Below are 18,672 nucleotides of genomic sequence, written 5' to 3' on the forward strand. Positions count from 1 at the left end.
CGGTTCCACCCGTGCCGATCTTCAGGGCCGCCAGGGGACCCGGTGCTCGGCCAGGTGGGCGAGCACCGAATGGTTCGCTTCCCAGCCGTCCGGGAATTTGACCGTCACGCCCAACTGGACCGGTTCCGTCGAGGGATGGTCGTCCAGGAGTTCCGCTATGCCCGCCCGGGCCACCACCACGCACGCGTGCCGGTGCCGCGAGGCCAGTACGCACAGGCGGCCCGTCTCCAGGTGGAAGGCCGTCGCGTCCGGGCGGCCCGACAGCGGGTGGAGGACCACTGTGAGGTCGTACTCGCGGCCCTGGAGCCGGTTCGCGGTGTCCACCGTGACCCCCGAGACCCCGAGCGAGGCCAGCGCCGCACGGACCGCGGCCGCCTGGTCCCGGTGGGCCGTGCCGACCGCGATCCGATCCGCCGTCAGCGGGGCCGGGTCCGGGGACTGCTCGTCCGAGGTCACCGCCCCGCGGTCCAGGGCCCGGCGGACCACCAGGGCCACCGCCCGCACCGCCTCCGGGTCCGTGCGCGGGGTGTGTCGCGCGGGCAGCTCCAGCAGGCCCCAGCCCGCCTCGGCCGCCTCGTCCAGCACCCGGTCCGGACCCGACCCGTCCGAAGGCACCCCGTACGACAGCCGCCGCTCGCCCGGGCCCGTACCGCTACGGAACTGCGTGTACGGGTAGAAGGCGCGGGAGACCAACGGCGCCGCCGACGCCGGGAGCCGCCAGGACACCGGCAACCGGTGCTGCGGCAGCTGCGGATTGTGCGCGAGCAGGGTGCTCACCGCAGAGGCGGACGGGTCGTAGGACAGGCCCGCCCACTGCTCCGCGCCGACCACGCTGAACGGGTCCAACTGCCCCGGGTCGCCCACGAACAGCGCCCGCTCGAACAACCCGGCCACGGCCAGCAGCGCGTCCGAACGCATCTGGTACGCCTCGTCGACGATCGCGTGCTGCCACGGCTCGACGTCCTTGACGAAGGCCCACTTGGCCGCCGTGGAGATGGTGATCGGCAGCTCCGCGAGGTCCTTCGGCTTGGCCGACAAAGTGACCGAGGGCAGCTCGCGCAGCGCCGGGTCGTAGGCGTCCCCGTCACTGCTGTGCAGCCGGCCCACCTTCAGCTCCGGGTCCTTGTCGGCGAGGCGCAGCACCAGGTCGTCGACCTGCGCGTTGGTCTGCGCCACCACCATCAGGCGGCGTCCGGCCGCGGCCAGCTCGCGGGCCGCACGGACCACGAGCGTGGACTTGCCGGCCCCGGGCGGGGAGTCGACGACCACGCCCCGCTCGGACCCGTGCAGGGTGTCGGTCAGGATCGCGGCGGTCGCCCGGGCGGCCGCCGCGCCCGGGTCGAAGGGGGCGGTCGTGGTCACAGCAGGTCCTCGTCGGTCACGGAGTCGGGCAGGGGAAGGGCGCCCGCCGACCCCGGCGGGCCGCCGTGCGTCCACGGGGTCTGCTCGGGCTCCGGCAGTTTCGGGCCGCCGCGCGCATCGTGCTCGAAGAGCGTCCAGCAGAGCTGGTCGCCCTTCTCCGGGACCGTCCCCGGCTCGGGGTCCCGGCCGCGGCCCATCTTGTCGAGGAGCCGCAGGACCAGCCGCCCGTCCTCCTCGAAGCGGACGAACTGTGCGCTCTGCGGGCGCCCCTCCAGCGAGCGGAACACCTTCCCGCCGCCCTCGTCGGCGAGCTGCGGGCGGTCCTCCGTCACCACGGTCACCAGCGGGCGCGGGCTCGGCCGCTTCGACTCCGTCCACTCCATCACCACCTCGGTGACCTCACCGGCGAAGGCCTCGCCCGCGAGCCGTCGGCCCGCCATCACCAGGGGGTCGTCCAGGGCCTCCTGCGCGTCCAGCCGCACCTGTTCGGTCTCCCGCACGGCCAGCTTCTGGGCCGCCGTCACCGCGTCGTCGCGGCGCGGCTGCGGCGGCTCACCGGCCCGTACGCGGTCTCGGTGGCCGGTGTAGGACCAGCGGTCGCGCGTCCAGCGTTCCTCCGCGCGCTCGCCCGGCGGCAGGGCGCGCAGCAGGTCGATCGCCTGCCACGTCTGCCACCAGGTGCCCGACAGCTGGGATTCGACCAGCCGGTGCACCTCCTGCTCGGCCGCCCGGACATGGCGGTCGTCGTCGCCGGGGCCGGCCGCCAGGGCCGCGCGCGCGGCGTCGTAGCGGGTGATGGCGGGAGCCAGCAGCTTGTTGTCGAAAGCCGGATCGGTGGCCGGACCCGCGGGCGGGCACAGCAGCTGGCCGTCCCGGTCACGACCCAGCTCGGCCCGGTGCGCCTCCTCGGCGCCCGACCGGCCCGCGGGCGGGGCGATCCAGCCCAGGAGCGCGCCCAGGTGCTGGTCCTCCAGGTTGCTCTGGCCGGTGGCCCAGTGCCGGGACAGCAGGTCGGTGGCCGACAGCAGCATCGAGGAGCCGGGCACCCGAGAGCGCTCGGCGAGGTGGGTGAACCAGCGGCCGAGCATCGGCACCTGCGAGGGCGCCGGATACGGATTGTCCGGATCCTCCTCGGCGGTGCGCCGGAACCGCATCGAGCGCCCCAGCAGCCGGACGTACTCGATGCCCGCCCGGCTCGGCACGATCAGCTGCGGCGCGTCCACGCACAGCTCGGTCTCGACCTTGACCCGCTTGCCCGTCTCCGGGTCGGTCTCGCTGCGTTCGGCCGGCTCCACGACGTCCGCGTACGCGTCGATGTGGCCCAGCACCTGCACGGCCAGATCGGCGAGGAAGGCCCAGCGCCGGTCGCGGTCGCGCGGCTGGGGTATCACGAACACCCGCGGCTCGTGCCGGTCGGTGCCGACCATCGCACCGAGCGGGGCGCCCGCCTCACCGGCCGTCGTCAGCGGCACGAAAACCATCGGGCGCTCGCTCAGGTGACGGTGGCGCACGGTCGCGAGCGGCTGGGCGCGGCCCGCACGTACGGCCTCCAGCCGGGCCAGCGTGTTCAGCAGGGACATGCGGGGGTCTCCGGGGCGTGGTGCGGCGGACGGGCGGCGGCGGCCAGTTCCAGGGCCTCGGCGCGCAACCGGGCGGCGCGGTGCAGCGCGGCGGCGGTCGGATCCTCGGCGCAGCCGAAGCCGGCGGCCGCCGCGAGGGCGGCCTCGACGGTGGTCAGCGCACCCAGCTCACCCCGTACCGACCGGCCCAGCGCGGTGACCTGGTCGGCGGCGCGGGCCCGGTCGCGGCAGTGGAAGGCGAGCTCACAGGCGGCCAGGCACTCGGGGGCGTAGGCGGCGTCGACCGCGGAGACCGCCTCGACCAGCTGCTCGGGGGTCCGCGTCGCCGGGTCGAAGCTGAGGCCCTCGGGCAGGGCGGCGGCCAGCTCCTCGACGCGGGTCAGCCGGTCCAGCTGGCGGCGGGTCACGGAGCGCTCGCGGCGGATGTCGACGGGGGCGGCGGTGGGCAGGTTCGAGAAGTCCTTGGGGCAGACCAGCAGCACGGTGTGGCCGACCTCGGCGCCGGGCAGTTTCCCGGCGGTCTGCTCCAGGGCCAGGACGTAGACGGCGGCCTGCCGGGCGGCGGCGCCCACCTTCGCGGCGTCGGCGGCGCCGTCGACCATCGGGAACGACTTGATCTCCACGACGGTCCAGCGGCCGTCGGGGTGGACCACGACGGCGTCGGGCTCCAGATAGGCGGGGGAGCCGGCCACCTCCAGGGCGAGCATCGGGTGGTCCAGCAGCGTCCAGGCCCCGGAGTCCCGGCCGGCGGCGGTCGCCTCGCGCAGGGCGAGCGCGGTCCGCGCGGCGCGGCCCTCGGGTCCGGCGGCGGTCAGGTCGGGTACGCGGGCACCGGCCCCGGGGGACCCGGGCGACTCCGCGGTCGGCGCGAGGTGCGCGTGGACCAGCCGCAGCAGCTCGGCCCCGCCGTCGCCCTTGACCTTGGCCTCGAAGGAGTTCCCGCGGACTATGGCGAACTGCGACTGCCCGAAGGAAGCGGGGGAGCCGAGCGCCGTGGCCAGGGCGGTCTTGTCCACCCCGGCGCCGTCGAGCAGGGCGCGTCTGCCGCAGCCGGGATTGGCGGCGAGGGCCGCCAGTGCCCGGGCGTCGAGCGGACGGGGCGGCACGGCGGGGCCGCGCAGACCGGCGAGCCGCTGCCGCAGGGTCGTCGGCTGCGCGGGGCTGCTGGGCGGGTAAGAGCTCACCCGCGGAAGTGTCCCATCCACCACTGACAATCGTGGAAGGAGCGCGGAAACCGGTGGTGGGGGCCGGTGATGGATGATGGACGGACCTCGAACGAACCGGGAGAAGTGACATGGCCCCCCGCATCCTGCTGGCCCGCCACGGCCAGACGGCGTGGTCCCAGCTCGGCAAGCACACCGGACGCACGGACGTGCCGATGCTGGAGGAGGGCAAGTTGGGCGCGAAGCTGCTCGGCGAGCGGCTGGCCCGTGACCCGTGGCGGGGGCTACCGGGCGTCGAGGTCCGCACCAGCCCGCTCGTGCGGGCGAGCGAGAGCTGCGACCTGGCGGGCTTCGGAGCCCGGGCCGAACCGTGGGACGCGCTGATGGAGTGGGACTACGGCGACTACGAGGGCATGACCCCGGCCGAGATCCAGGCCGTCCGGCCGGGCTGGCTGATCTGGCGCGACGGCGTACCGGGCGGCGAGTCCGTGGCGGACGTGGCGGCCCGCGCGGACGAGGTGGTCGCCTGGGCCCGCTCGGCGGAGCGCGACGTCCTGGTCTTCGCGCACGGGCACATCCTGCGCACGCTGGCCGCGCGCTGGCTGGGCTTCGAGGCCTCCTTCGGCGCCCGCATCCGGCTGGAGCCGACCTCCCTCTCGGTCCTCGGCTGGGCCTACGGCGCGCCGGCGCTGGAACGCTGGAACGACACGGGTCACCTGGACGCGTAACCCTGCGGGCTCGCTCGGCGGTGTGCGGCGGGTCCGGACCCGTGCCGTTGCCCTGCGGGCTTGCTCGGTGGTGTGCGGCGGGTCCGGATCCGTGCCGGGCTCCGCCTCAAACGCCGGCGGGGCTGGAAATGCGGGCCCGTGCCGTGTGCGGTGGCGGGGGTCGGGGCGGGGGGCCGGGGCGGGGTGTCTCCTCGGCTCGCGCGGTGCGGCACGTCTCGGTTGTGCTCGGTGGTGCGCGCTCGTCCTGCGGGGACACCCCGCCCCGTCCCCCCGCCCCTCGGCGGCACACGCCCACGGGTTCTCCCACGCTCCGGGGACGGGTCGTCGCTGTCGGAGCCGTGCCGTGGGGTGGGGACACGGAGGAGGGTCCCCGCAGGACGAGCGCGCAACCCAGGCCGTCTGGCAGGACCGCGGCCGCCTGGCGCGAGCCGAGGAGACCCTCCTGCGGGCCACCGCCCCACCCATCAAAGCCCCGCCGGCGTTTGAGGCGACCCACCTCGGCACGAGGGAACGTGCCACCGAGCCGCAAAACCGCCGAGCCCCCGCAGGGGACCCGGCCCCGCCGGCGTTTGAGGCGACCCACCTCGGCACGAGGCAACGTGCCACCGAGCCGCAAAACCGCTGAGCCGCCCGCAGGGCACACCGCAGGGCTACCGCCGCGTCAGGAACGCGGCCACGCGGGGGGAGCGTTGGTGGGGGATGAGGGTTGCGGCTGTTTCCGAGAGCATCGACCGGATCCGGGTGGACTGGACCTCGGTCAGCAGGTCCAGCACCCGGCCGCCCGCCCACGCGGCCTCGTCGGGGGCGCCCGCGCGGGCCAGGTCGCCGGCCAGCTCGGCGGTGTAGAGGGCCACGTTCCGGGCGAAGTGCGGGTCCTGGAGGTCGGCGGCGCGGCGGGCGTGCCGGGCCGCACGGGCGTGTTCGCCCAGCGCCGACCAGCAGCGCGCTTCCAGGGACTCCAGCTCCGCCTGTCCGAAGAAGGACATCCATTCGGGGTCGGCGTCCGATTCGCCCCGGGCGAATTCCGTGTGCGCCCGGGTCAGCGCATCCTCGCAGGCCCTGCGGTCGGCCAGCCCCGCCCAGCCGCCGGCCTCCCGCAGCGCGAGCAGGGACAGCAGCCGTGGGGAGCCGAGGGAGCGGGCGGCGCGGTAGCCCGCCTGGGCGGCCCGTACCGCTTCCCGGGAGCGGCCGCAGTCCCGGGCCAGGAAGGCCATGTTGCTGAAGGCGTGCGCCTCCAGGCCCGCGTCCCGCGCGACCCGGGCCGTCGCCAGGGCCTCCGCGTAGTGCGAGCGGGCGTCGTCGAAGCGGCCCGAGTCGTGGGCCAGCCAGCCGACGGAGACGGCCAGTTCGCCGGCGCCCGAGTGCAGCCGGTCCTCGGTGGACTGCCGGGTGGCTCCCGCGTCGAGCAGTGCGTAGGCGGTGCGCAGGGGTTCGGCGGCCCGCCGGTACAGGGAGTCGGCGCCGTGCCGGTCGTCCAGGAGGCGGATCTGGCGTACCGCGTCCTCGACGGCGGCGGCCTCGGACTCGCCGGCGCGGGTGGGGAGCCGGCGGGCGTCGCCGAGCAGGGTGAGGCTGAGCGTCGCGGCCGCCACGGTCGCGGAGCCGCCCGCCATGAACGCGCGACGCAGCACGTCGCTCTCCTTGGCACTGGAAGGGGAACGGGGTACGGGGACGGAGAGGGGATCGCGCTGGGCCGAGCGGCCGCGGACGCTCTCGCGGGGGGAGAAGCCCAGATCGGCCAGGGCGCGGCCGGGGAACATGTGGAGGAAGACCCGCTCGTAGGCGTAGTTGGGGCAGCGGATCTCGCCTGATTCGACCCGGCCGATGTAGCGCGCGTCGCAGGAAACCGTTTCTCCGATCTCCTTCGCCGCCCGGCGCACCAGGGCTGCGAACTCGGCCGGGGAGTGCTGTCCGCGCAGCTGCCGGAACGTGGAGTTGGGTGAGTGGGGGGACGCCGCCATGGACGTGACCTCTCTGGCAAGGAACGCAGCACCGGTGGTGTGACGGGGGGTCCGGCGCGCACGAAAGTACCGCCAGCGAGGGGGTGTTCATGCAATGTTTGGCTACAAAAGGGATATCTCACCCGCGATCCGCCATGAACTGCCATCCTTTGTGGCGTCTTGCCGCCGCACCTGTTGACGTTCCCGTGCGTTGAACCCGTGCGGATCCGGATCGAGGAGGGGTTCCCTTGGTGGAGGGCGGCATGGAGAGCACTGCAACGAACACCGCGTCCGAGTCCGGCGCGGCCCCGGACCTGGACCTGGTGACCGTTCCCACGCGGCAGGGGCTGGAGGCGGTGGACATCATCCGCCGCGCCGCCAGCCAGGCCGGCGGGGTCGGGCCGGTCCTGCACGACGGATCCGGTGACACCCTCGGCTTCCTCGTGCCGTCCGGCACCGCCGACGCGTGGGACCTGCCGGGCAGTGCCTGTACGCAGACCAACGGGCGCGGCATGCGCTTCGGCGACGCGGCCTCGCCCACCGCGGACGCCCCGGACGCCACCGGCTGGCTGCTCCCGCCGGAGGCCGTCGCGCCGGTCACCGATCCGGACGTGCTGCGGGCGGCGCTCGGTGAGGCGGCCCGGCTGATCGAGGCCGCGGACAACTGCCGCTGAAGCGTCCGGGCCGGGTGCTGCGCCGCCGCCCGTCACAATGGGGTGGTGGCAGGCAAGGACAGGAACAAGGGCAAGCAGCGCGGCCGCGGCAGCGCCGAGGCGGTCGTCGGGCAGGTGGACGGCGGCCGGGCGGAGCTGGAGCCGGACCGGGAGCGGGCCGGGGCCTGGACCCTGTTGATCGACGGGGCCCCGCAGTCGCACGTGGACCTGGAAGATCCCGGGTACCTGGACTTCGCGTACCAGCGGCGGATCGGCCACCTGATCGACCTCGTCGCACCCGCCCGGCAGCCCCTGAACGTGGTGCACCTGGGCGGCGGCGCCTTCACCCTCGCCCGCTACACCGCGGCCTCCCGGCCGCGCTCCACCCAGCAGGTCGTGGAGATCGACGCCGCCCTGGTGGCCTTCGTACGGGAGCACCTGCCGCTGGACCCGCAGGCGCGGGTCCGGGTCCGGGCCGTGGACGCGCGGGCGGGCCTGGCCAAGGTCCCGGACGGCTGGGCGGACCTGGTGATCGCGGACGTGTTCAGCGGGGCGCGCACCCCGGCGCACCTGACGAGCGGCGAGTTCCTGGACGACGTGCGCCGCGCCCTCGCCCCCACCGGGTGGTACGTGGCCAATCTGGCGGACGGTCCGCCGCTGACCCATCTGCGGAGCCAGATCGCGACGGCCGCGTCCCGGTTCACGGAGCTGGCGCTGGCCGCCGATCCGGTGGTGTGGCGGGGGAAACGGTTCGGCAACGCCGTCCTGGTGGCCGCCGACCGGGAGCTGCCCGTCGCGGAGTTCACCCGCCGGGTCGCGAGCGACCCGCACCCGGGCCGGGTCGAGCACGGCCGGGCCCTGGCCGACTTCGCGGGCGGCGCCGCGCCGGTCGTGGACGCCTCGGCGGTGGCCTCTCCGCAGCCGCCGCCCTCGGTCTTCCGCTAGACGGTCTTCCGCTGGACGGTCGCCCGCCCCTCAGGGGTCGACGATCTCGACCAGCGGCGGGTGGTCGTGCCACGTGCAGAACACCGACACCTCACGGCCGTCCCGGGTGAAGGTGACCCGGATCCAGAAGTCCGTCTTCCACACCTGCATCCGCCAATCGGCCGCCGGCGTCGCCGAGACCAGCTCGGCCGAGGAGGCGCCCAGGGAGAAGACGACCCGGCCGCCGGAGACCGGATAGGCCTGCACCTTCCCCGCGTCCTGGCCCAGCCGCTGGTTCGGGCCGGGGGCGGTCGACGGCTTCGGGGACTTCTCCGGGGAGGTCCCGGCGCTCGGCGACGCGTCCGCGGTGGGCGACCCGGAGGGCGACGGGGATGCGGACGCGGACGGGGTCGGGGAGGGGGACGGGGAGGCCTGCGCGCCGTGCGTCGACGAGGACAGCGGACGGTTGGTCAGGGGCACCGCGAGGGGCGGATCGTAGGCCGTTCCCGACATGACGGTGTGCACGCCCCACCACGACAGCGTCACCGCCGCGCCGGTCGCCAGCATCCATGCCATCGCATGAAGAAGTCCTCGTCGCATCAACGCACATACTGCACCACCCGCCACAAGAGTGGCCCGACACCCCGCCGGGTCGCCCGGATGGACTACGGTGCGGGCCATGGCAAGTGTGCTCGTGGTCGAGGACGACCAGTTCGTACGTTCCGCCCTCATCCGGCACCTGACGGAGGCCTCGCACACCGTGCGGAGCGTCGGCACGGCCCTGGAGGCGCTGCGCGAGGTCGCGCACCACCGCTTCGACGTGGTCATCCTCGACCTCGGACTGCCCGACCTGGACGGGTCCGAGGCGCTCAAGATGCTGCGCGGCATCACCGACGTACCCGTGATCATCGCCACTGCGCGCGACGACGAGGCGGAGATCGTCCGGCTGCTCAACGACGGCGCCGACGACTACCTGACCAAACCTTTCTCCGTGGAGCACCTCTCCGCCCGGATGTCCGCCGTCCTGCGCCGCGCCCGGGCCGCCGCCGGGGCCGAACCGCCCTCGCGCGTCCTGCGCGTCGGCGGACTCGCCATCGACCCGCTGCGCCGCCAGGCCGAGCTGGACGGGGCCGTACTGGACCTCACCCGCCGGGAATTCGACCTGCTGGCCTTCCTCGCCGGCCGCCCCGGGGTGGTCGTGGCCCGGCGCGAACTGCTCGCCGAGGTCTGGCAGCAGTCGTACGGGGACGACCAGACCATCGACGTCCACCTGTCCTGGCTGCGCCGCAAACTCGGCGAGACCGCCGCCCGGCCCCGCTACCTGCACACGCTGCGCGGGGTCGGGGTCAAGCTGGAGCCGCCCCGGTGAGCGCGCGATGAGATGGGCGCTCGTCAAGGTGTGCCTCGCGGTCACGGCCATGGTGGTCGTGGCCTTCGCCGTACCGCTGGGCCTCGTCGTCCAGGAGATGGCCAGTGACCGGGCCTTCTCCAACGCCGAACGGCAGGCCGCCAGCATCGGCCCGACGCTGTCCATCACCACCGACCCCGTGCAGCTGCGCAAGGCGGTGGAGTCCACCCAGATGGGCGCCGCCCGGCGGATGGCCGTCCACGTGCCCGCGATCGGCGACAGCCCGCCGGTGAACATCGGCCGGGGGCGGGCCGGGGAGCGCGCCGTCGCGGAGACCCGGCGGATGGGACGGGGTACGACGGCCAAGGTCTCGGGCGGCGGCTCGGCGCTGCTCCAGCCGACCGCGCTCGGCTCCGGTGACATCGCCGTCGTGGAGATCTTCGTACCGGAGAGCGAGGTCAGCAACGGGGTCGCGACCGCCTGGCTGGTGCTCGCGGGCGTCGGCCTGGCCCTGATCATCGGCTCGGTCGGGGTCGCCGACCGGCTCGGCGCCCGGCTGGTCCGGCCCGCCGAACGGCTCGCGGACGCGGCCCACCAGCTCGGTGAGGGCCGGCTCGGCGCCCGGGTGCCCGAGGCCGGGCCGAAGGAGCTCCGCTCGGCGGCCGCCGCGTTCAACGCGATGGCGGACCAGGTCGTCGAACTCCTCGCCAACGAACGGGAACTGGCCGCCGACCTCTCGCACCGGCTGCGCACCCCGCTGACTGTGCTGCGGCTCAACACGGCCTCGCTCGGCGACGGCCCGGCCGCCGAGCAGACCCGCGCCGCCGTGGAGCAGCTGGAGCGCGAGGTCGACACGATCATCCGTACCGCCCGGGAGCAGCGCCCGGCCACCGGCCCGGGGGCCGGGGCGGGCGCGGGCTGCGACGCCTCCGAGGTCATTCGCGACCGGATGGCCTTCTGGTCGGCGCTCGCGGAGGACGAGGGCCGCGAGGTGCGGCTCGCCGGCGTGGACCGTACGGTACGGATCCCCGTGGCGCGGCCCGAACTCGCCGCCGCCCTCGACGCCATGCTCGGCAACGTCTTCCGGCACACCCCCGAGGGCACCCCCTTCGCGGTGGACGTCCACGACGCGGGCGACGCCGTGATCGTGCTGGTCTCGGACGCGGGTCCCGGCATCGAAGACCCGGACGCGGCCCTGCGCCGCGGCAACGACGGCGGCCGCGACGGGTCGACGGGCCTCGGCCTGGACATCGTGCGGCGGGTCGCGGAGTCGACCGGCGGCGACGTACGGCTGGGGCGCTCGGTGCTCGGCGGGACCGAGGTCCGGGTCTGGATCGGCCTGGACGGGCGGAGCCTCGGCGGCCCCGGCGCGGGGCGGGCCGCGCGCGGCCGACGCGGCAACCGACGTAACCGGGGGCGCGCCTCGCAGGCGTGATGTCGCCGTCTCGGTACGGTCCGCGGCATGGACACCCTGATCTTCGGCGGGCTCCTCGCCACGCTGATCGCCCTGTACCGGGGCGCGTCCCGGACGGTCGTGCTCGGCGCGTGGTGGGCGGTGCTGATCGCCGTCACCCTGCTGACGGCGCACCACATCACCAGCGGCCTCGCCCTGAAGCTGAGCTACTGACCGTGACCGCGACGATGCACAGCCTCGTGCCCGACGCCCCGCCGGAGAGCGGCCTGCTGGGCCGGGTCCAGTACTGGTTCGCCTGCCTCTTCGCCTTCGGCTGGTCGGTAGCGGTCTGCGCCGGCCTCTACTACCAGTTCGGCCGCGGGGACATCCCGTGCCCGCTGTGCGTCGTGCAGCGGATGTTCATGCTGCTGGCCGCCCTGGGCGCGGCGTACGTCATCCGCGCGGCGCTGCTCAGCGGCACCGTGCCGGCCCGCGTCTACATGACGGGCTGGGGGATGTCCCTGGTCGCGGCGATCGGGGGCTCCTTCGCGTCCTGGCGGCAGACCATGCTGTACGTCCTGCCGGGGGCCGAGGGGTACGGGGGCGAGGTGCTCGGCCTGCACCTGTACCACTGGGCGTGGATCCTCTTCCAGTTCTCGGTGGTCGCCATCGGCGTCGTCCTGGCCTTCGCCCACGCGACGGCCGACCGCGCCGTCCTGGCGGTCCGGCCGGGACCGCTGCGCACGGCGGGCATGTGCGCGCTGTGGTTCCTGGGCATGGTGATCGCCGTGAGCACCCTGGCGGTCTTCCTCCAGGAGGGCTTCCACTGGTTCCTGCCGGACGGCCCGAACCGGTACCAGTTCTTTTACGATGTCGGGATCTTGGGCTGACCGGGTCCGGGGTGGGCCGGGACGGCCCGGCCTCCGTTCGACGAATGGATCTCCGCAATGCGCTACGCAGTCCTCGGCACCGGGATCGTCGGCCGTACGGTGGCCGCCCGGCTCGACGGCCTGGGCCACCAGGTGGTCATCGGCACCAGGGAACCGGCAGCGACCCTCGGCCGCTCCGAGTACGCCGAGTGGCAGGAGGCCCACCCCGCGGTCGGGCTGGCCACGTTCGCGCAGGCGGCGCGGGACGGCGAGGTGCTGGTCAACGCCACCGGCGGGCAGGCCAGCATTGCCGCGCTGACGGAGGCGGACGCCGCCCACCTCGACGGCAAGGTCCTCATCGACATCGCGAACCCGCTGGACTTCTCGGGGGGCTTCCCGCCGGTCCTGGACCCGGTCAACGACGACAGTCTGGCCGAGCTGATCCAGCGGACCTTCCCGCGGCTGCGGGTGGTCAAGACGTTGAACACGATGAACTGCCAGATCATGGTGGACCCGGCGCGGGTCGCCGGCGAGCACCACGTCTTCCTCTCGGGCGAGGACGCGGACGCCAAGAAGTCCGTGCGCGAACTGCTGTACGCCTTCGGGTGGCCGGAGGCGAGCGTCCTCGACCTCGGGGGCATCGAGACGGCCCGGGGCACCGAGATGCTGCTGCCGATCTGGCTCCGCCTGATGGGCGCGCTCGGCCACGCGGACTTCAACTTCCACGTCCAGGGCGCGTAGGTCGTCCCGGGCCCGCCCCGGACGGGGGCGCACATGTTGCTGCGCCCCCGCCCCCGGCCGAGGGTGGGCCTGAGGGAAGGAGCCACGCATGAGAGTCATGCTCAGGGCGCACATGGACACGGCCGCCACCAACGAGGGCATCAAGACCGGCGCGCTGCCCCAGGCGATCAAGACGCTGATGGAGAAGGTGAAGCCGGAGGCGGCCTACTTCGGCCTGCACGAGGGCGTGCGCTCCTGTTGGCTCGTCTTCGACATGCAGGACAGTGCGCAGATGCCGCCGCTGATGGAGGACCTGTTCCTGCATTTCAACGCCGAGATCGACGTCGCTCCCGTGATGAACGCCGAGGAGCTGGCGAAGGGCCTGGCGGCGATGAAGGCCTCCTCCTGACCGGCTTCTGACCGGTTTCCGACCGGTTTCTGACGTTCTCCTGCCCGGCTCCTGAGGGTAAAACCGGTGGAGCGGCGCCGCTGTGCGCCGTTACCGTGCTGCCGAGTCAAGTCGTCTAGGCAAGGACGTGCCGTTGTACACCCTGTGAGACCCCCCGAGTGCTGATCTGCCGCGCGTCGCGCCTGTGCGCCGCGCTGCTTTTTGCTGCGGACTTCTCACTGAAGGTGTACTTCTGTGCTCAATGACTGGGTGGTCATGCCCACCTGCCTACCGACCGTTCTCCGCCGTTGTCCCGCGTGCGCGTCCGACCGCTTCCGGGCGAACGGCAAATTCCGCGTCAACGCACACCACAAGCTCCTCGACGCCTGGCTCCTCGTGCTCTGCACCGCTTGCGGGGACACGGCAAAGCTCACGGTCCTCGAGCGGGTGAACGTGCGCTCCGTACGACCCGATCTGCTGGACCGGATGCATGACAACGACCCTGACCTGGCAGCTGAGTTGCTCCAGGATCCCGTCATGCGGCGCCGCAATCGCATCGCCCTCGACTGGGACGGCGCATGGCGCCTCGACACCGGCGGATCGGATCACCTGGACCGCGAGGTGATCGACGTTTCGGTCCGCTTCGCGGCCCGGATCCCGGTCCGGCCGGTGCGACTGATCGCCGAAGGGTGCGGTCTTTCGCGGGCCGAGGTCGAGGGGCTGATCACGGAGGGCGCACTCGTTTCGGCAGTCCGGCTGAGCGGCAAGCTCTCCGGCGACTTCGCTTTCACGCTCAAGCGCTGAGCCCTCCTCGGGACCGGGGGCCCGTCCGGCAAGATCCGCCGGACGGGCTCCCTCCCGGCGTCGGGGCCGTCAGCGGAGGGAGTCGATCCAGCGTTCCAGGCGGCGGATCTCGGCGGCCATCAGCTCCGGGTCGCGGAAGGTGTTGGTGAGCAGTGAGATGCCCTGGTAGGCGGCGATCAGGGCGACGGCGAGTTCGCGGGCGTCGGCCCGGTCCATCTGCGCGAACTGCTGCTCGGTCCAGTCGAGCAGGACCTGCATGACGGCGGCGATCGAGCGGCCCGGGCCGTCGGCGCGCTTGTCCAGCTCCGAGGCGAGGGTGCCGGTGGGGCAGCCGTACTGGGCGGTGAGCTCGCGCTGTTGGGCCCAGCCGGCCAGCAGGGCCTTCAACCGCTCCTCGGGGGTGGGCAGTTTGTTGAGGGCGGCGATCAGGCCCCGGAGGGTCTGGGCGTGCGCGTCGATCGCGGCCTCGACGAGTTCTTCCTTGGTCTTGAAGTAGTAGTAGACGTTGCCCACGGGGACATCGGCCGCCCGGGCGATGTCCGCGAGCGTGGTCGGGGCGACGCCCTGGGCGTGGAGGACCCGGGCCGCGGCGGCCGCCAGCCGCTCCCGTTTGCCGGACGTCCGCCGGCCCTTCTTTGAGTCAGTCACCTGACTCACTCTAGACGAGCGATCGGGCGAGGGGCTATGGTCACAACTAAGTCAGCCGACTAACTCACAAGGGGGATCACCATGATCGTAGTGACGGGCGCGACCGGGAACGTGGGGCAGGAACTCGTACGGATCCTCGCCGACGCCGGCGAGCGCGTGACCGCCGTCTCCCGGCGGCCGGCAGAACTGCCCGAAGGCGTCCGCCACCACCAGGGCGACCTCGCCGAACCGCAGGGCCTCGGCCCCGCGCTCGAAGGGGCCGACGCACTGTTCCTGCTCGTCGCCGGCGAGGACCCGCACGGCATCCTGGAGCGGGCCGCGGCCGCCGGGATCCGCCGGGTCGTGCTGCTCTCGTCCCAGGGCGTCGGAACCCGCCCCGAGGTGTACGCCCACCCCGCGCGGTTCGAGGACGCCGTCCGCAGCAGCGGCCTGGAGTGGACGGTCCTGCGCTCCGGCGGCCTCAACTCCAACGCCTACGCCTGGGCCGAGACCATCCGCACCCGGCGCACGGCCGCCGCGCCCTTCGGCGACGTGGGGCTCCCGACCGTCGACCCGGCGGACGTCGCCGAGGTCGCGGCCGCGGTCCTGCGCGAGCCGGGCCACGCGGGCCGGACCTACGAGCTCACCGGGCCCGCCCCGGTCACCCCGAAGGAGCGGGCCGAGGCGATCGGCGCGGCCCTGGGCGAGCCCGTCCGCTTCGTCGAGCAGACCCGGGAGGAGGCCCGCGCCCAGATGCTGACCTTCATGCCCGAGCCGGTCGTGGAGGGCACCCTCGGGATCCTCGGGGCACCCCTGCCCGCCGAACGGGAGCCGAGCCCCGCCGTGCGGCAGATCCTCGGTCGGGCTCCCCGTCCGTTCGCGGACTGGGCGGCCCGCACGGCCCCGGCCTTCCGCTAGAACGCCTCCTCCGGATAGGCCCGGAAGCTCCCTTTCCGGGCTAGGCGGGCGTACCAGTGGGCGCTGGAGCGGGGGGTGCGGGCCTGGGTCTCGTAGTCGACCTGCACGATGCCGAAGCGCTTGCTGTACCCGTAGGACCACTCGAAGTTGTCCATCAGCGACCAGAGGAAGTAGCCCTCCACCGGAGCGCCGTCCACCAGGGCGCGGTGGACGGAGGCGAGGTGGGCCTCCAGGTAGCCGATGCGCTGCGGGTCGTGCAGGTCCGGGGCGTACGCCGCGCCGTTCTCGGTGACCAGCAGCGGCAGCCCGGGCGCCTCGCGGGTGAAGCGCATCAGCAGGTCGTACAGGCCGGTGGGGTCGATCGACCAGCCCATGTCGGTCCGCTCACCCGGGGGTTGGTGGAAGGCGACCGACTCCGCCCCGGGCCACGGGGAGTGCGCCGCCGCCCCGTGCCCGTCGGCGCGCGGGCCGGTCCCGCCGGGGGCGGCCGAGACCACCGCCGGCGTGTAGTAGTTCACCCCGAGGTAGTCCAGCGGCTGGTGGATCAGCGCCTCGTCGCCGTGGCGGACGAAGGACCAGTCGGTCACCGCGGCGGTGTCCGCGAGCAGGTCCTCGGGGTAGGCGCCGTGCAACAGCGGGCCGGTGAAGACCCGGTTGGCCAGGGCGTCGATCCGGCGGGCCGCGTCCAGGTCGGCCGCTGATCCGGTCAGCGGCCGTACCGCGCTGGGGTTGAGCGCGATACCGGCCCTGGCCCGGGCCGGCAGCGCCGCCGCGGCCAGCCCGTGCGCCAGGTTGAGGTGGTGGGCGGCGCGCAGCGAGTCGGCGGGGGAGGTGCGGCCGGGCGCGTGGACCCCCGAGGCGTAGCCGAGGAAGGCGCTGCACCAGGGCTCGTTGAGGGTGGTCCAGAGCTCCACCCGGTCGGCGAGCGCCGCCGTGACCTGCTCGGCGTACCGGGCGAAGGCGTAGGCCGTCTCCCGCTCGGGCCAGCCGCCCGCGCTCTCCAGCTCCTGCGGCAGGTCCCAGTGGTACAGGGTCACGCAGGGCCGGATCCCGTACGAGAGAAGCTCGTCGACCAGCGCGTCGTAGAAGCCGATCCCGCCGGCGAGGACCCGTGGCCAGGACACCGAGAACCGGTAGGCGCCGAGTCCGAGCGAGGCCATCAGCCGCACGTCCTCCCGCCACAGCCGGTGGTGGTCGACGGCCACGTCGCCCGTGTCACCGCCGTGCACCTTGCCCGGCGTACGGCAGAAGGTGTCCCAGATGGACGCTCCGCGCAGGGCCCGGGCGCCCTCGATCTGGAAGGCCGCCGTGGCCGTCCCCCACAGGAACCCGTCGGGGAAGCTCAGCTCCCGCCCGCCGGTGTCCGTGTCCGTGTCTGCTTCCGCTTCCGCGTTCGTGTGCGCGTTCGTGTGCGCGTTCGTCGGGAGTTGGGTCATCCCTTCACCGCTCCTTGCATGATGCCGCCGACGATCTGCCGGCCGAAGACGAGGAACACCAGCAGCAGCGGGAGCGTGCCCAGCAGCGCGCCCGCCATGATCACCGATTGGTCGGGGACGTAGCCCCGGCCCAGCCCGGTCAGGGCCACCTGCACCGTCGGGCTGCCGTTCTGGGTCAGCGCGACGACCGGCCAGAAGAAGTCGTTCCAGGCCATGACGAAGGTCAGCATCCCCAGCACCGCCATCGCGGGCCGGGCGGCGGGGAACACCACGTGCCACAACACCCGCAGCGAACTCGCCCCGTCCGTGCGGGCCGCCTCCACCAGCTCCATCGGCAGCGCGTGCACCAGGTACTGGCGCATGAAGAACACCCCGAAGGCGCCCACCAGGGTCGGCAGGATCACCGCCTGCAGCCGGTCGGTCCACGACAGCTCCGCGATCAGCATGTAGAGCGGCACCACGCTCAGCTGCGGCGGGATCAGCATCGTCCCGATCACCAGCGCCAGCAACGGCCGGCTGCCGCGGAAGCGGAGCTTGGCGAAGGCGAAGCCGGCGAGCGTGGAGAAGAACACCGTGCCGGCGGCGACCGTGCCCGCCACGATCACCGTGTTCAGCAGGGCGGTGCCCATGTTGGCGTCGGTCCAGGCGACGTGGAGGTTGCGCCCCAGATTTCCGCCGAACCAGAACGGCGGCGGGGTCTGGGCCAGGCGGGTATTGCTCCGGGACGCCGCGATCGCCGTCCACACGAGCGGGAAGAGCGAGCCGGCCGTGAACAGGGCCAACACCACGTACGTGAACCGGCCCGCGCGCAATGACCTCATCGGGAGTCCTTCCGTCCGCGCAGCAGCCGCGCCGCCCCGGCGATCACCAGCAGGATCAGGAACATCGCCCACGCGATCGCCGAGGCCCGCCCGAGGTGCAGGTTCACCCAGCCCTGCTCGTACAGGTACAGCCCGAGCGTCTGGAACTGGTGGTCCGAGCCGCCCGTCGCGCCCGCCCCGCCGTTGAACAGCAGCGGTTCGCCGAACAGCTGGGTCGCCCCGATCGTCGACACCACACAGGTGAAGAAGATCGTCGGCCGCAGCGAGGGCACCGTGACGTGCAGGAACTGCTGGAAGCGCGAGGCCCCGTCCAGCGCGGCGGACTCGTACAGCTCGCCCGGCACGGCCTGCATGGCCGCCAGGTAGATCAGCGCGTTGTAGCCGGTCCACCGCCAGATCACGATGGTGGAGACGGCGAGTTGGGAGGCGAAGGTGCCGTTCTGCCAGTCGACCGCCTCGAAACCCACGGCCGAAAGCGCCCAATTGACCATCCCGTGGTCCCGGCCGAAGAGCAGGACGAAGACGAGCGTGGCCGCCGCGACCGAGGTCGCGTACGGGGTGAGCACCGCGACCCGGAAGAAGGCGGAGCCCCGCAGCCGGTAGTTGAGGAGGTGGGCCAGCCCCAGCGCGATCGCCAGCTGCGGCACCGTGGACAGCAACCCGATGGTCACCGTGTTGCGCAGCGCGTTCCAGAAGAACGCGTCGTCCCACAGCCGGGTGAAGTTCCGCAGCCCCACCCACGTCATGCCGTCCGGATTGGTCAGCTCCACCTGGTGCAGCGCCGCCCAACCCGTGTAGAGCAGCGGGAACAGCCCGAAGGCGGCGAAGAAGAGGAAGAAGGGCGCCACGAAGGCGTACGGGCTCCAGCGCAGGTCCCAGCGGTAGCGGCGCGAGCGCCACACCTGGCCCGGCCGGCCCCGGCCGCCCCCCTCCGCCGCCGGCCGCTCCGGGCCGACGGCGGAGGGGGACAACACAGCCGTCTCGTCCGTCACCGCCGC

20 protein-coding genes are annotated in these 18,672 nt (G+C 73.6%); 11 read left to right on the forward strand and 9 right to left on the reverse strand.

Going from position 1 to position 18,672, the window contains the following annotated elements; genetic code table 11:
- Window positions 1-21: 21 nt before the first annotated feature.
- Genes OG207_RS27265 through OG207_RS27275 form a run of 3 tightly spaced genes read right to left on the reverse strand, consistent with a single transcriptional unit; the run spans window position 22 to window position 4,126 of the window.
- Window positions 22-1,362, reverse strand: coding sequence for an AAA domain-containing protein (locus tag OG207_RS27265; protein ID WP_329101723.1), 1,341 nt, complete (start codon window positions 1,360-1,362; stop codon window positions 22-24).
- Window positions 1,359-2,942, reverse strand: coding sequence for a hypothetical protein (locus OG207_RS27270; protein WP_329101726.1), 1,584 nt, complete (start codon window positions 2,940-2,942; stop codon window positions 1,359-1,361). Before OG207_RS27270 ends, OG207_RS27265 begins: the two co-directional genes overlap by 4 nt.
- Window positions 2,930-4,126 carry a hypothetical protein gene (locus OG207_RS27275; protein ID WP_329101727.1) on the reverse strand — a complete coding sequence of 399 codons (1,197 nt, stop codon included), beginning with the start codon at window positions 4,124-4,126 and terminating at the stop codon, window positions 2,930-2,932. The genes OG207_RS27270 and OG207_RS27275 overlap by 13 nt, the downstream gene beginning before the upstream one ends.
- 110 nt (window positions 4,127-4,236) lie before the next feature.
- On the opposite strand from OG207_RS27275, the gene OG207_RS27280 reads away from it, so the two are divergent.
- Window positions 4,237-4,833, forward strand: coding sequence for a histidine phosphatase family protein (locus OG207_RS27280; RefSeq protein ID WP_329101729.1), 597 nt, complete (start codon window positions 4,237-4,239; stop codon window positions 4,831-4,833).
- A 650-nt stretch (window positions 4,834-5,483) separates the two neighbouring features.
- On the opposite strand, the gene OG207_RS27285 is transcribed toward OG207_RS27280, so the two are convergent.
- Window positions 5,484-6,794, reverse strand: a complete 1,311-nt coding sequence (locus tag OG207_RS27285) for a tetratricopeptide repeat protein (protein WP_329101731.1) — start codon at window positions 6,792-6,794, stop codon at window positions 5,484-5,486.
- A 242-nt stretch (window positions 6,795-7,036) separates the two neighbouring features.
- On the opposite strand from OG207_RS27285, the gene OG207_RS27290 reads away from it, so the two are divergent.
- On the forward strand, window positions 7,037-7,447 hold the full coding sequence (locus OG207_RS27290; protein ID WP_329101733.1) for a hypothetical protein: 411 nt from the start codon (window positions 7,037-7,039) through the stop codon (window positions 7,445-7,447).
- Window positions 7,448-7,492: 45 nt separating this feature from the next.
- Window positions 7,493-8,371 (forward strand): spermidine synthase, encoded by an 879-nt coding sequence (locus OG207_RS27295; protein ID WP_329101735.1) that lies wholly within the window; start codon window positions 7,493-7,495, stop codon window positions 8,369-8,371.
- Window positions 8,372-8,401: 30 nt separating this feature from the next.
- On the opposite strand, the gene OG207_RS27300 is transcribed toward OG207_RS27295, so the two are convergent.
- Window positions 8,402-8,950 (reverse strand): hypothetical protein, encoded by a 549-nt coding sequence (locus OG207_RS27300; protein WP_329101736.1) that lies wholly within the window; start codon window positions 8,948-8,950, stop codon window positions 8,402-8,404.
- A gap of 79 nt (window positions 8,951-9,029) precedes the next feature.
- Here OG207_RS27300 and OG207_RS27305 point away from each other — a divergent pair, with 79 nt between their 5' ends.
- The 7 genes from OG207_RS27305 to OG207_RS27335 all read left to right on the forward strand — a co-directional run bounded on the left by OG207_RS27305 (window position 9,030) and on the right by OG207_RS27335 (window position 13,872).
- On the forward strand, window positions 9,030-9,719 hold the full coding sequence (locus OG207_RS27305; protein WP_030010722.1) for a response regulator transcription factor: 690 nt from the start codon (window positions 9,030-9,032) through the stop codon (window positions 9,717-9,719).
- 7 nt (window positions 9,720-9,726) lie between these two features.
- Window positions 9,727-11,133, forward strand: coding sequence for a sensor histidine kinase (locus tag OG207_RS27310; RefSeq protein WP_329101738.1), 1,407 nt, complete (start codon window positions 9,727-9,729; stop codon window positions 11,131-11,133).
- A 27-nt stretch (window positions 11,134-11,160) separates the two neighbouring features.
- Entirely contained in the window at window positions 11,161-11,325 is a 165-nt protein-coding gene (locus tag OG207_RS27315; protein ID WP_189737231.1) for a DUF5993 family protein, read from the forward strand.
- 2 nt (window positions 11,326-11,327) lie between these two features.
- Window positions 11,328-11,981 carry a disulfide bond formation protein B gene (locus tag OG207_RS27320; RefSeq protein ID WP_329101740.1) on the forward strand — a complete coding sequence of 218 codons (654 nt, stop codon included), beginning with the start codon at window positions 11,328-11,330 and terminating at the stop codon, window positions 11,979-11,981.
- Between the two features lie 57 nt (window positions 11,982-12,038).
- Window positions 12,039-12,701 (forward strand): NADPH-dependent F420 reductase, encoded by a 663-nt coding sequence (locus OG207_RS27325; protein WP_329101742.1) that lies wholly within the window; start codon window positions 12,039-12,041, stop codon window positions 12,699-12,701.
- 88 nt (window positions 12,702-12,789) lie between these two features.
- Window positions 12,790-13,089 carry a hypothetical protein gene (locus OG207_RS27330; protein ID WP_329101744.1) on the forward strand — a complete coding sequence of 100 codons (300 nt, stop codon included), beginning with the start codon at window positions 12,790-12,792 and terminating at the stop codon, window positions 13,087-13,089.
- A 234-nt stretch (window positions 13,090-13,323) separates the two neighbouring features.
- Entirely contained in the window at window positions 13,324-13,872 is a 549-nt protein-coding gene (locus tag OG207_RS27335; protein ID WP_329101746.1) for a DUF1062 domain-containing protein, read from the forward strand.
- A gap of 69 nt (window positions 13,873-13,941) precedes the next feature.
- Here OG207_RS27335 and OG207_RS27340 read toward each other — a convergent pair whose 3' ends face one another.
- Window positions 13,942-14,520 (reverse strand): TetR/AcrR family transcriptional regulator, encoded by a 579-nt coding sequence (locus tag OG207_RS27340; RefSeq protein ID WP_329101749.1) that lies wholly within the window; start codon window positions 14,518-14,520, stop codon window positions 13,942-13,944.
- A gap of 81 nt (window positions 14,521-14,601) precedes the next feature.
- Between OG207_RS27340 and OG207_RS27345 the strand changes: the two genes are divergently transcribed.
- A complete protein-coding gene (locus OG207_RS27345) occupies window positions 14,602-15,417 on the forward strand; it encodes an SDR family oxidoreductase (protein ID WP_329101751.1) in 816 nt (271 codons plus the stop codon).
- Here OG207_RS27345 and OG207_RS27350 read toward each other — a convergent pair.
- The 3 genes from OG207_RS27350 to OG207_RS27360 are packed head-to-tail and all read right to left on the reverse strand — an operon-like array spanning window position 15,414 to window position 18,666.
- A complete protein-coding gene (locus OG207_RS27350) occupies window positions 15,414-16,853 on the reverse strand; it encodes a GH1 family beta-glucosidase (RefSeq protein ID WP_329101753.1) in 1,440 nt (479 codons plus the stop codon). The genes OG207_RS27345 and OG207_RS27350 overlap by 4 nt on opposite strands.
- Complete coding sequence (locus OG207_RS27355) at window positions 16,850-17,674, reverse strand: carbohydrate ABC transporter permease (RefSeq protein WP_329101755.1); 825 nt, start codon at window positions 17,672-17,674, stop codon at window positions 16,850-16,852. Before OG207_RS27355 ends, OG207_RS27350 begins: the two co-directional genes overlap by 4 nt.
- Window positions 17,671-18,666, reverse strand: a complete 996-nt coding sequence (locus tag OG207_RS27360) for a carbohydrate ABC transporter permease (protein ID WP_443072742.1) — start codon at window positions 18,664-18,666, stop codon at window positions 17,671-17,673. The genes OG207_RS27355 and OG207_RS27360 overlap by 4 nt, the downstream gene beginning before the upstream one ends.
- Window positions 18,667-18,672: the final 6 nt, after the last annotated feature.

The organism is Streptomyces sp. NBC_01439, from assembly GCF_036227605.1.
Taxonomy (GTDB): domain Bacteria; phylum Actinomycetota; class Actinomycetes; order Streptomycetales; family Streptomycetaceae; genus Streptomyces.